Annotated in this window: 11 protein-coding genes and 5 tRNA genes; 7 read left to right on the top strand and 9 right to left on the bottom strand. The window is 68.6% G+C overall.

Translation table 11 applies throughout. The features are described 5' to 3' along the window. Positions 1-69 precede the first annotated feature (69 nt). From phoU to ACFO6S_RS07525, 5 genes are all read right to left on the bottom strand, one after another. On the bottom strand, positions 70-744 hold the full coding sequence (gene phoU, locus ACFO6S_RS07545) for a phosphate signaling complex protein PhoU (RefSeq protein WP_378415589.1): 675 nt from the start codon (positions 742-744) through the stop codon (positions 70-72). Between the two features lie 118 nt (positions 745-862). Next, on the bottom strand, positions 863-2,788 hold the full coding sequence (locus ACFO6S_RS07540) for an LCP family protein (RefSeq protein WP_378415587.1): 1,926 nt from the start codon (positions 2,786-2,788) through the stop codon (positions 863-865). 105 nt (positions 2,789-2,893) lie between these two features. Continuing rightward, the gene (gene dusB / locus ACFO6S_RS07535; RefSeq protein WP_378415585.1) at positions 2,894-4,036 is read right to left on the bottom strand and encodes a tRNA dihydrouridine synthase DusB; all 1,143 of its coding nucleotides are present in this window, start codon (positions 4,034-4,036) and stop codon (positions 2,894-2,896) included. 69 nt (positions 4,037-4,105) lie between these two features. Continuing rightward, entirely contained in the window at positions 4,106-5,059 is a 954-nt protein-coding gene (locus tag ACFO6S_RS07530) for an acyl-ACP desaturase (RefSeq protein ID WP_378415584.1), read from the bottom strand. Between the two features lie 244 nt (positions 5,060-5,303). Next, positions 5,304-5,906, bottom strand: a complete 603-nt coding sequence (locus ACFO6S_RS07525) for a DUF937 domain-containing protein (protein WP_378415582.1) — start codon at positions 5,904-5,906, stop codon at positions 5,304-5,306. Between the two features lie 136 nt (positions 5,907-6,042). Between ACFO6S_RS07525 and ACFO6S_RS07520 the strand changes: the two genes are divergently transcribed. Beyond that, entirely contained in the window at positions 6,043-6,630 is a 588-nt protein-coding gene (locus ACFO6S_RS07520) for a hypothetical protein (RefSeq protein ID WP_378415580.1), read from the top strand. Between the two features lies 1 nt (position 6,631). Here the strand turns inward: ACFO6S_RS07520 and ACFO6S_RS07515 are convergent, their stop codons facing one another. The 3 genes from ACFO6S_RS07515 to ACFO6S_RS07505 all read right to left on the bottom strand — a co-directional run bounded on the left by ACFO6S_RS07515 (position 6,632) and on the right by ACFO6S_RS07505 (position 8,058). Beyond that, positions 6,632-7,051 (bottom strand): SPW repeat domain-containing protein, encoded by a 420-nt coding sequence (locus ACFO6S_RS07515; RefSeq protein WP_378415578.1) that lies wholly within the window; start codon positions 7,049-7,051, stop codon positions 6,632-6,634. Between the two features lie 131 nt (positions 7,052-7,182). Beyond that, entirely contained in the window at positions 7,183-7,548 is a 366-nt protein-coding gene (locus ACFO6S_RS07510) for a hypothetical protein (protein WP_378415576.1), read from the bottom strand. A 437-nt stretch (positions 7,549-7,985) separates the two neighbouring features. Continuing rightward, positions 7,986-8,058, bottom strand: a tRNA-Lys gene (locus ACFO6S_RS07505). A gap of 313 nt (positions 8,059-8,371) precedes the next feature. Between ACFO6S_RS07505 and ACFO6S_RS07500 the strand changes: the two genes are divergently transcribed. From ACFO6S_RS07500 to ACFO6S_RS07475, 6 genes are all read left to right on the top strand, one after another. Continuing rightward, positions 8,372-9,094, top strand: coding sequence for a TetR family transcriptional regulator (locus tag ACFO6S_RS07500; protein ID WP_378415575.1), 723 nt, complete (start codon positions 8,372-8,374; stop codon positions 9,092-9,094). A gap of 118 nt (positions 9,095-9,212) precedes the next feature. Continuing rightward, positions 9,213-9,285: transfer RNA gene (locus ACFO6S_RS07495), tRNA-Glu, on the top strand. Between the two features lie 78 nt (positions 9,286-9,363). Beyond that, positions 9,364-9,437 (top strand) — tRNA-Asp (locus tag ACFO6S_RS07490). Positions 9,438-9,474: 37 nt separating this feature from the next. Beyond that, a tRNA-Phe gene (locus ACFO6S_RS07485) sits at positions 9,475-9,551 on the top strand. Positions 9,552-9,643: 92 nt separating this feature from the next. Further along, positions 9,644-9,717, top strand: a tRNA-Asp gene (locus tag ACFO6S_RS07480). Positions 9,718-9,930: 213 nt separating this feature from the next. Further along, positions 9,931-10,230 (top strand): hypothetical protein, encoded by a 300-nt coding sequence (locus tag ACFO6S_RS07475; RefSeq protein WP_378415573.1) that lies wholly within the window; start codon positions 9,931-9,933, stop codon positions 10,228-10,230. A gap of 82 nt (positions 10,231-10,312) precedes the next feature. Here ACFO6S_RS07475 and ACFO6S_RS07470 read toward each other — a convergent pair whose 3' ends face one another. Further along, positions 10,313-11,536, bottom strand: a complete 1,224-nt coding sequence (locus tag ACFO6S_RS07470; RefSeq protein WP_378415571.1) for a globin domain-containing protein — start codon at positions 11,534-11,536, stop codon at positions 10,313-10,315. Between the last annotated feature and the right edge of the window lie 35 nt (positions 11,537-11,571).

Genomic DNA, 11,571 nt, shown 5'->3' with positions numbered 1-11,571 from the left:
GCCAGGCACGACGACGACGCCCCGGCCGGAGGTTCCGGTCGGGGCGTCGGGTTCGAGGCGTCGTGCGGGTCAGGACTCGAGGGCGTCCTTCTCCTCCGGGTCGACCGGCATCTTCCCGGTGACCAGGAAGATCACCCGGCGGGCGACCTCGACGGCGTGGTCGGCGAAGCGCTCGTAGAAGCGGCCGAGCAGCGTGACGTCGACGGCCGCGGCCACCCCGTGCTTCCACTCGCGGTCCATCAGGACGCTGAACAGGTGCCGGTGCAGGTCGTCCATCGCGTCGTCCTCCTCGCGGAGCCGCGCGGCACGCTCGGGATCGCGGGTCTCGAGGACCTCCTTGGCGCCGGCGCCGAGGGTCACCGCGAGCCGGCCCATCTCGGCGAAGTAGCCGTTGACCTCCTCGGGGAGGACGTGGTTCGGGTGCCGACGGCGGGCGATCTTCGCCACGTGCAGCGCGAGCGCGCCCATCCGGTCGATGTCCGCGACGATCTGGATCCCGCTGACCACCGAGCGGAGGTCACCGGCGACGGGCGCCTGCAGGGCGAGCAGGGCGAAGGCCCGCTCCTCACACAGAACACTCAGCTCGGTGATCTGGTCGTGGTCGCTGATCACCTGCTCGGCGAGCGAGAGGTCCGCTTCCAGCAGCGATCGGGTCGCCACCTCCATTGCGGTCCCGGCGAGGCCGGCCATCTCCCCGAGCATGTCGGCGAGCCCGGTCATCTGTTCGTTGTAAGCCACGCGCATGAGGCCACAGCCTACGTCGTGCGGGGGACCACGTCACCAGTAGCGGGTGAACACCGGGTGAATGACGGCGCACGTCAGGGCGTTGTCCGCCGGTTCGGGGCGGGGCTTCGGACAGGCGTCAGGTGCAGGTGTCGTCCCCCGCGTTGGTGAACGCCAGGTCCGCCGGGAGCTCCTCGACGGTGGTGCCGGAGATGACGGTGCTCTTCGGCGCCAGCGTCGGGTGCAGTTCGGTGTCCGCGGGCTTCGCCGGGATGACGGTGCCGGTGAACGTGGTGCCGAGCACCACGTCGATCATGCCGCCGAGTTCCTCGGTCGAGGTCTCCAGCAGGAGGGCGCCGGGAATCGAGGCGGCCACCGTCGCGGCCTCCGCGGCCTGTCCGGGGGCGTAGCGGATCAGGGTGTTGGCACTGGTTCCGCTGTAGTTGCCGACGCTGTAGATCTGGAAGCCCTCGGCGCCGAGCGACTCGGCCGCGGTCGCGGCCACGCCCGTCACGCCGGAGGCGTTGGAGACCTGCAGGGACACCCCGCTCGTGTCCACCGAGAGCAGTCGCGGCGCGGGCGGCGGGGTGGTCGCAGTGGACGGCCCGGCGGCCGCCTCGTCCTGCTTGACCTCGGGTTCCTTGCGGGACTCGCCGGGCAGCGGCTCGTCGTCGATGATCGCCCGGAAGATCGACTTGATGTCGTCGAGTCGGGGGACCTCGTTGCCCAGCTCGTCGGTGCCGTCGGTCGGGACGGTCAGGAACGTGATCGCGCCGGCGTCCACCTTCTGCAGCGACCGGCCCAGCGTCACCAGCGACTTGGTGTCGACGTTCTGCACGAACGTCTCCCGGGTGAACGCGTTGATGAACCCGTTGAGCTTGCCCGGGTCCAGGAGCACCTTGTTCGACAGCGACGACCGCAGCAGCGACGAGAGGAAGATCTGCTGACGCTTGATCCGGCCGTAGTCGCCGTTGCCCTCGGCCTCCACCTTGCGGGCCCGCACGTAGTTCAACGCGGTCGCGCCGTCGACGGTCTGCCGGCCCGCGTTCGGCAGCACGGCGCCCAGCTCGTCGTCGATCAGCGGGGTGGTCGTGCAGACCTCCACGCCGCCGATCTGGTTGACGATGGTCTCGAATCCGGAGAAGTCCATCCCGATGAAGTGGCCGATCTTCATGCCGGACAGCTTCTGGATCACCTTGACCAGGCACTTCGGCCCGCCGAGAGCGTACGCGGAGTTCAGCTTGTCGTTGTCGGCGCCGGGGTTGATCTCGTTGGTGTACTGGCCCTTGTCGTTGTCCCAGGCCTGGCAGCTGGGCCTGACGATGGCGAGGTCCCGGGGAAAGGACACCGCCACGACGCGGCTGCGGTCGGCGGGGATGTTGACGAGGATGACGGTGTCCGAGCGGGCGCCCTCGGCGTCGGCCACCGAACCGGCACCGAGATTGCTGTTGACGCCGGCCCGGGTGTCGGTGCCGACGATCAGGTAGGTCTCGTCGCCGTACTGCCCGCCCGGGTCGATGACGTCGGTGCTGTCCGGGTCGAGCGCGGCGACCTGGAGGAATCCGCTGTCCGTGGATTTCATGTAGCCCCAGACGATGCCGGTCATGACCAGGGACATCACCGCGACCAGCGCGACGGCGCTGCGCCCGACCAGTTTCAGGCGATGCTGCTTGCGCTGCTTGCTCGCGGCCAGTCGGGTGCTGGCGGCGCCGACCGCGGTCGGGCCGTCCGGGACGACGAGCGTCGGCTCGGCGCGGTGGAGTTGGTCGCTGGCAGGCTCGGGGTCGCGGGGGTGGGCCGGCGGCAGGTCGGCGGGGCCCGCGACCGGTGCTCGGGTGCCGCCTCGGCCGAGCTTGTTCGTCAGGTCCGCGACGGACAGTCGGTCGCTGGGCTCACCGGTGCGTCCGCCGCCCTGGCCCCGGCCCGGCGGGGGGCGATCGGCAGGCGGCGGGGTCGGCGGCCGTGGCGGCGGCGGGCGGTGCACGGATCCGGTGAGGTGGGAGATAGGTCTTTCCCAGGGGGCACGACCCTCGGGCGCGGGGCCCGGATTCTGATCGTCACCCACCTATGGATCCTCGCCTCTCACGTGAACACTCGTCTCGACCCGTACTGGGTTCCAACATGATACTGACCGGAGCTGAGGGTTCCAGTCAGGATTGCCGATCGCCGGTCAGCCTCCCGAATGCATGAGGTCGGCGCCCGCCGGGACCAGGCAGTCCTCGGGGTCGTCGAGCCAGCCTTCGGGCAGCGAGACCTTGCCGGGCGAGCCCTGGCGGCCGCGCGGGCCCTCGGCGTCCTTCGGGAACGGGACATCCGTGGGCAGCTGGACGAGCAGCCCGTCGAGTTCGTCGAGCGTCGAGACCATGGCCATCGCCACCCGCATGTCCGAGCCTGCCGGGAAGCCGCGCAGGTACCAGGCGACGTGCTTGCGCAGCTCGCGCAGGCCCTTGCCCTCGCCGTGGTGGTCGGCGAGGAGCTCGGCGTGGCGCCGGATGATGACGGCGACCTCGCCGAGGGTGGGGGGCGTCGGCTCGGGCGTCCCGTTCAGTGCGGCGCTGAGCTCGGCGAAGAGCCAGGGCCTGCCGAGGCAGCCGCGACCGACGACGACCCCGTCGCAGCCGGTCTCGGCCATCATCCGGACGGCGTCCTCGGCGGCGAAGATGTCGCCGTTGCCGAGCACCGGGACATCGGTGACGTGTTCCTTGAGCCGGGCGATCTCGCCCCAGTCCGCGGTGCCGGAGTAGCGCTGTGCGGCGGTGCGGGCGTGCAGCGCGACCGCCGCGGCGCCCTCGCCGGCGGCGATTCGCCCGGCGTCCAGGTGGGTGTGGTGTTCGTCGTCGATGCCGACCCGGAACTTCACGGTGACCGGGATGTTCGTGCCCTCCGTGGCCTTGACCGCGGCCGCGACGATCCGGCCGAACAGGGTGCGCTTGTACGGCAGTGCCGCCCCGCCACCCTTGCTGGTGACCTTGGGGACCGGGCAGCCGAAGTTCATGTCGATGTGGTCGGCCATGTTCTCGTCGACGATCATCTTCGCGGCGGCGTACGTGGTGTCCGGGTCCACGGTGTACAGCTGCAGGGACCGCGGCGACTCGGTCGGCCCGAAGGTGGTCATGTGCAGGGTGGCCGGTTGACGCTCGACGAGGGCCCGCGCGGTGACCATCTCGCAGACGTACAGGCCGGAGGTGCTGCCGGCGCGTGCGGTCTCCAGCTCGCGGCACAGGGTGCGGAAGGCGACGTTCGTGATACCCGCCATGGGCGCGAGCACGACGGGACTACGCAGCTCCAGTGAGCCGATCTTGAGTGAAGACATGTGTACCTCGATAGGAAAAAGCTGTGCCCGGTACCGAGTTCGGTACCGGGCACAGGATAGCTGGCTGCGTCAGGAAGCCTGCCGTTCGCGCTTGGCCTGCTCGCGGGCGAGCATCCGGTCGCGCTGCTCCTCGAACTTCGTCGCCTGGCCGGCGAGGTCCTCGAGGAAGACCGCGAGCTCGTCGCGGGCGCGCTCGCCCACGTCGGAGAAGTCGTCGCGCTCGAAGATGTTCCACTTGCGCAGCACCGGCTGCACCACCTCGTCGAGGTGCTGACGAAGGTCGTAGATGCCGTGCTTGGCCATCAGGACACCGTTGCGCCGGAAGTTGGGCATGCCGGCGCCGGGCATCTCGAAGTGCGTGAGCACGTCGGTCACCGCGGCCATGGCCTGGTCGGGGGACACGTCGAGGGCGGCACCGCAGATGTTGCGGTAGAAGATCATGTGCAGGTTCTCGTCGGCGGCGATGCGGGCGAGCATCTTGTCGGCGATGTCGTCGTTGCAGGCCTTGCCGGTGTTGCGGTGGGAGACGCGAGTGGCGAGCTCCTGGAAGGTCACGTAGGCGACCGAGTGCAGCAGGCCTTCGGTGTCGCCGGGGGAGGCGTAGCCGTTGGTCATGTGGATCATCCGGGCCTCCTCGAGGGCGACCGGGTCCACGCTGCGCGTCACGACGAGGTAGTCGCGCATCACGATTCCGTGACGGTTCTCCTCGGCGGTCCAGCGGCCCACCCAGGTGCCCCAGGCGCCGTCGCGGGAGAAGTTCTGGGCGATCTCGCGGTGGTACGACGGCAGGTTGTCCTCGGTGAGGAGGTTGGTGATCATCGCGGCCTTGGCGACCTCGTCGAGGCGTGACTGCGACGGATCCCAGTCCTCGCCGCCGAGGAACTCGAAGTTCCGGCCCTCGTCCCACGGGACGTAATCGTGCGGGTGCCAGTCCTTTGTCATGGACAGGTGTCGGTTGAGATTGGCTTCGGCTACGGGCTGCAGTTCCGTCAGCAGCTCCAGCTGGGTCAAATCTCTGGCCATTTAACTTGCCTCCATGCATCCGCGGAAATTGGCTCAAAAGCTAGCCTACGGCACCGTAACTTCGCGGACATTTGGTCGAATCGGCCAGTGCCCGGACCGTCGCCGCCCGTGTAGTCGACTTCACTACTACCTGCCTGAATCGGAGCAGAGGGTCGAATCGTTACCTCAGCCGGGGGGTGGACACACCGAACGCGAACGGCGGCACCGAAGCACGGTGCCGCCGTTCGCGGATGCGTCGCGAAGACTACTTGCGGCCGCCGCCGAGCAGGCCGCCGAGCAGGTCGCCGATGCCGCCGGCCCCGCCGCCGCCGCCACCGCCGAGCAGGCCGCCCAGCACCTCGCCCAGTCCGCCGGCCTGTGAGCCGCCGCCGCCGAGCAGGCCGCCGAGCAGGTCGCCGATTCCGCCGCCGCCGGACTGTGCCTGTGCACCCTGTGCCGCGCCGCCGCCGGTGAACTGCTTGGCGACGTAGGCGAGCACGATCGGCGCGAGAATCGGGAGCAGCTTGCTCACCAGGGAGCTGCCGCCTGCGCCGCCGACGCCGCCGAGGGTGCTGACAACCTGGTTGGCGTTGTCGCCGAACACGTTGCTGACGATCTTCTCGCCGTCGGCGGCGTCGACCTGGTCGATGTCGACTCCACCGTCGAGAAGGCTGTCGTCGGCGTGCTTGGCGAGTGCGGACTGCAGTGAGGCGGCGCCCGCCGGATCCTGCGAGTTGGCTTCGAGTCCACCGACGAGCGTCGGGATTGCGGTCCGGACCGCGGTCTCCGCGGTCGCCTCGTCTACGCCGAGCTTCGCCGCGATCTGGCCGATCGGGATCTGTGACAGAAGGTCGTCAATGGAAGCCATGAGGGTCCGCCCTTTCCAGGGGCGTTCGTCATGTGAACGCCCGATTCGGTGACCATAACCACCAGTAGCCGAGATCTGGGGGACCGACGGGGCGTGTTGGCTGGCACAAGTTCGGCGGTTGCCCAAGGATGCACACATGAGTGAAGCGAACGCGACCGATCCGGCCTCGCGCGGCGGTGCCGACTGGACCGGGTGGGCGCGGAAGGCGGCCGCGGGCCTGGTGATTGCCGTCGTCCTGGTCGTCGTCTACTTCGCGTTGGCCGCGTTCCTGCCGAGGTGGTGGGCCCAGCAGGCGGGGTCCCTGTCGTCGGGCAGCTTCACCCGCGGGATCGCATGGGGGCTGCTGTACGGCGTGCTCTGCACCCTGTTGCCGTTGCTGTTGTTCCGGCTGGCCTGGCGGGCACGCGGTTGGAAGTACCGGCGGGTCGCGCAGATCGGCTCGGTGGTGCTCGGCGTGCTGCTGGCCCTGCCGAACCTGCTGACGCTGACGGTGGTGCTCGGCACCAGCAGTGCCGCGAGTGCCGGTGACCGGATCATGGACGTGGACGCGCCGGGATTCCGGGCGTCGTCACTGGTCGGCGCCGTCATCGGGGCGCTCGCCTTCGTGATACTGGTCTGGGCGAGTTGGAAGTACCGACGCCGTGGTGAGGAACTGGCCGAGCGGCGGAACGAGGAGCGGGCCCGGGAGCAGGCGGCCAAGGTGCAGGACGAGGCCGGGAACTGAGCTACTGAGTCACTGACTCAGGCCGGCGCTGCCGGTCGTCCAGGCGGTGCCGGGGACCGGTGGTGGCCGTGGTTGACGATGACGACGCGCGCAGCAGGCCGACCGTGCCCACCCCCGCGACGATCACGCCGGCCACCATTGCGGTGGTGGCCGCGGTGGTGGTGCCGCTCGGTCGATCCATCAGGATCGGTGCGGCGATCAGGAAGAGCCCGAGTGCGACCAGTGCCCAGTGGCTCGACCGGGACTCCGTGGTCATCGCCCACAGGCCGGCGATGTACGCCAGCATGCCGACGATCAGGATGACGCCGGTGATCTGCTCGTCGCCCTTGTTCGGCAGCCACGTGCTGAGCAGGATGAGGGCCGCGCCGGTGACCACCACGAGGACGTCCCGACGCACCTCACGGGTGTGTTCCGAATTCACCGTGGCGACATCCGAATTGACGACATCCAACATGACGGCCTCCCTGAGTCGGACCCGTGTTGATTCCATTCTGTGCCCGGACCGGGTCCGATGTCGACCCGACAGTCGCCGGGCGGGGTGCCTGCCGACGTCTAGCGGTGGCCGCTGGAACGCAGGTTGGCGACGGTGTCTGCGGCCGCGGCGCGCGTCTGTGCGGGGCTCGGACGGCTGCGAATGGCGTCCAGGTAGGCGCGGGAGAGGTCTTCGACGCTGGTGAAGCCGTCGGGAAGTCCGGACTGACTGCTGACGATCTTGCGGACCAGGCGGCCGAGGCCAGCGGCGTGTTCGTTGGTCAGGGTGGACTGGTCGAGGTTCTCGAGCGTGCAGAAGGTGATGTGGCCGAGCTCGATGTCGCTGGTGCGGGTTCGTTCCTGGTTGGCGGGCCGGACCCGGGGGAGAGGCGTCGAATCCAGACGCGTGGTCCTGGTGGGGTGGAGCCTGACGTCGGAGAGCCTCATGATCCGCACCGCCTTTCCGGTTCCTGCTGGTCGGTTGTTCAGTTGGCGAAAGGTGAATCTTGTTGGCAAATAATAGAAGTGGCCGTTTCTCTACTGGTGTTACCCCCTAAGTGGTATCAGAGCGTCGGCCCCGTGGGAACCGTCCGGCGCGGGCGAGGAGTCTCGATACGGCTTCGGTGATCAGGAATTCGCCTCAGGTGCAGGCCGCGGACGCCCGGCGTCGGGCTGGTTCGGGGCTCGAACCGTGCTCGTCAGGGGCCTTTTCGGCGCGCACGACGGGCGCAGTCGCGACGGGGCGGGGCGAGCGGGGATTGTGTCCGGAATGTGACACTCGGCACACGTGCGAACCTTGGTCGTGTCGTCGTCCGCAGGCGGTGGTCGCGGTGCCGGGACAGCAGAACGTCCCGCCAGGCCGGGGCCTGACGGGACGTTGTCGGTGCCCCCTCTCGGGCTCGAACCGAGGACCTGCGGATTAAAAGTCCGAAGCTCTACCAACTGAGCTAAAGGGGCTGGCGGAGAGGCAGTCTAATGGGCGCCCGGAAGAAGCGGCGCGCCTGGGCGTCGACGCGGGCGTGAACGGACCGTCCCTGTGGCGACGTGAGACGTGAGTGGCCCGGGTGCGCACCCCCTGCGCCGCACCCGAGCCGGTTCAAAGCGTACCACCCGGTGTGTTCTCCCGGGCTCTTCCGGGCTCGCCGCCGGGGTCAGGGCCCTTCCGGTTGGCGGAATTCGCACCCATTCGGGCTAGGGTGGCCACAGGGGTCTCGGGTGGCCTGTCGGGGGCAGGGGTACGGCAGCAGTTTCGGAGGCGAGACAAGCTCACATGGCACGTCAACAGGAACGCGCGCGCAAGACGCGCGCCGCGATTGTCGAGGCGGCGGCGACAGAGTTCGCCCGCCGCGGTTACGCGGCGGCTTCGGTCAACGCCATCCTCGAGGGCTCGCACGCCACCAAGGGTGCGATGTACTTCCACTTCGAGTCGAAGGAAGAGTTGGCTCGCGCGGTGCTGAGGGTCGCGCTCGAGCGCTACACGGAGACCACCGAGCGATGGACGCGCGTCGACGCGGACCCCTTCCAGGTCCTGCACGGCATCATCGTCGAACTCGCGGACCGCTTCGCCCGCGACGTCATCGTGCAGGCGGAGTTCCGGCTCATCGTCGAACCCGAGTTCTTCCGGGAAGTGCGCTCGGGTGGCAGTCAGGTGTGGGGGCATACGGCGCACTCGCTGGTTCTCAAGGCCGAGGCGGAGGGCCTGCTGCGCGAGGGCGCCGACCCGGGCAGCTTCACCCGGGTGCTCGGTGCCGCGCTGGCCGGCCAGCTGCGCGAGGGCGCCGACCCGGGCAGCTTCACCCGGGTGCTCGGTGCCGCGCTGGCCGGCCAGCGCTACATGCTCGACCTGACCACCGACACCACCGGGCTGGCGGAGCGGTTCGAGGAGGCGCTCGCGGTCGTGCTCGAGGCGATGGCGGCACCGCAGTGGCTCGAGCGGTGGCATCGCGAGGGTTGGCAGGACCTGCGCGAGGTTGCGGCCGTGCCGACCATCTGAGTCGGCACGGAAAACCGTGCCTGACCAGACGATTTGAGTTTCTCTCGGGATGTGCCTTAAGCTATCCCAGCTCCCAACGGACAGCCGTTGAGGGTACTTGCCGGAGAGATCCGGCGGCGCCCCCTTCGTCTAGCGGCCTAGGACGCCGCCCTTTCAAGGCGGTAGCGCGGGTTCGAATCCCGTAGGGGGTACGGATTAACAAGTTAGACGCTTCACCTGATACATTCTCTACCGGTTACATCGAGTGCTTCTGACACAAGCACTAGCAAGGCCCTGTGGCGCAGTTGGTTAGCGCGCCGCCCTGTCACGGCGGAGGTCGCGGGTTCGAGTCCCGTCAGGGTCGCTTTGTATTGCCTAGGCATTCGGTTCGGGTGCCGCCCGGCCAGGTAGCTCAGTTGGTACGAGCGTCCGCCTGAAAAGCGGAAGGTCGCCGGTTCGATCCCGGCCCTGGCCACCACGATCGATGGACACCCGAGGTTCAGGAAAACTGGATCTCGGGTTTTTGTTTCTATCGATCACAACAAGTGCTTCTGACACAAGCACTAGCAAGGCCCTGTGGCGCAGTTGGTTAGCGCGCCGCCCTGTCACGGCGGAGGTCGCGGGTTCGAGTCCCGTCAGGGTCGCTCTACTGTCCAGGCATTCGGTTCGGGTGCCCGGCGGCGAAGATCGACAACATGCCCGAGGTCCAGGAAACTGTGATCTCGGGTTTTCTTGTATCCGGGGTCGGTGCGTGTGTGATCCGCCGCACCCAGGCCCGCGCGACAGCTCCGGTAACGAATGGACCGGTCGGTACGACACGGTGTGCAGGTACACCGGCCAGCGCGAGGAGAGCGGACATGTCCGAGGGAAAGATTCGCAGGAGCGTGGCGGTCCTGGGATTGCTGGCCGCACCGATCGTCGTCGGGGCAACTCTGGGGGCGGGTTCCGCGAACGCGGCGCCCTGGCAGGTGGGCCCCGTCTTCCGGGCGGAGTACTCGGGGGAGTCCGGGCACTACATGTGTGACAAGGCCAGTGCCATGGCACCGAGCTGGCAGATGACGGTCCTGGTGGGGTGCCGCTTCGATCCCCCGGCCCGGGCCTGGTACAACGTGGTCTTCGACCCGGCCCGGCTGGCTCCGTGGACCTGGGGTTCCTGAGCGGGGACGTGCGGGAGCGCTGAACATGCAGATGCCCCGGCTCACGTGAGCCGGGGCATCTGCAATGTTCAGCGGGTGCGGGCTACCGCGCCGCGGCCCAGCTGTCCGGACCGAACACCTCGTAGTGGATCGAGGAGGCGGGCACGTCGCGCTCGAGCAGCGATTCGCGGACCGAGAGCATGAACGGCATCGGGCCGCACAGGTACACCTTGGTGCCGTCCTCGATCTCGACCGTGGACAGGTCTGCTCGCCCGGTGTACGTCGTGCCGGCGGGCTCGCGGGCACCGAGATCCTCGTACCAACGGTGCATCACCGCGGAGGGGAGGCGCTCGACCAGGTCGGACAGCTCGGCCCGGTGCGCGTGCTGTGCGGGTGAACGGTCGGCGTGCAGGACGGAGACCCGCCGCCGGTCGTCGGTGTCTGCCAGGTGGTTGAGCATGCCGATCATCGGCGTGCAGCCGATGCCCGCGGACACCAGAAGCACGGGGGACTGGTCCTCGCCGAGCACCAGGTCGCCGAACGGGTGCGAGACGGACAGGGTGTCACCTTCGAACACGTTGTGGTACAGGAAGTTTGACACCTCGCCGGCCGGAATCTCGGTGCCGTCGTCGGCGACAGAGCCCGGTACGGCCTTCACGCTGATCTGCCACTCGGTGGCCGACGGCGTCCCGACCAGGCTGTACTGGCGGATCTGGTTCGCGCCGTCGGGCAGCGGCACGCTCACCGAGATGTACTGGCCGGGGCGGTAGGACGGCAGCGCCTCACCGTCGGTGGAGGTGAGCACGAACGACACCGTCTCCGCGGACTGCAGCACCCGACGGCTCACGGCCACCGTCCGCCAGACCTTGCCCGCCGCCACGCCGGCCTCGGCGTAGAGGTCGGACTCGATCTTGATCAGCATCGTGGCCATCTTCCAGTAGACCTCGTCCCAGGCGGCGCCGACCTCGGGCGTCACGGCATCGCCGAGGACCTCGACGATGGCCTCGAAGAGGTACTTGTGCACGATCTCGTACTGGTCCGCGGTGATGCCGAGGGTGGCGTGCTTGTGGGCGATGCGGGAGAGGATCTCCTCGCTGCGGTCCGCGTCGGGGCCGATCTGCAGTGTCGCGAACGCGGCAATCGAGCCGGCCAGTGCCTTCTGCTGCTCGCCCTGCTTCTGGTTGCCGCGGTTGAACAGGTCGCGCAGCAGCTCGGGGTGGGCGGCGAACAGCTTCCGGTAGAAGAGCGTGGTGATGTCTTCGATGGCCGCGCCGACGGCGGGAAGGGTGGCGCGGATGACTTCGGTGGACGCTGCGGAGAGGCTCATGAGCCGAATGTATTTAATTGGAATCTAAGAGTCTA

Source organism: Rhodococcus kronopolitis (assembly GCF_042654025.1).
Lineage (GTDB): Bacteria > Actinomycetota > Actinomycetes > Mycobacteriales > Mycobacteriaceae > Rhodococcus_G > Rhodococcus_G kronopolitis.
This window is presented reverse-complemented; position numbering and strand designations above follow the sequence as displayed.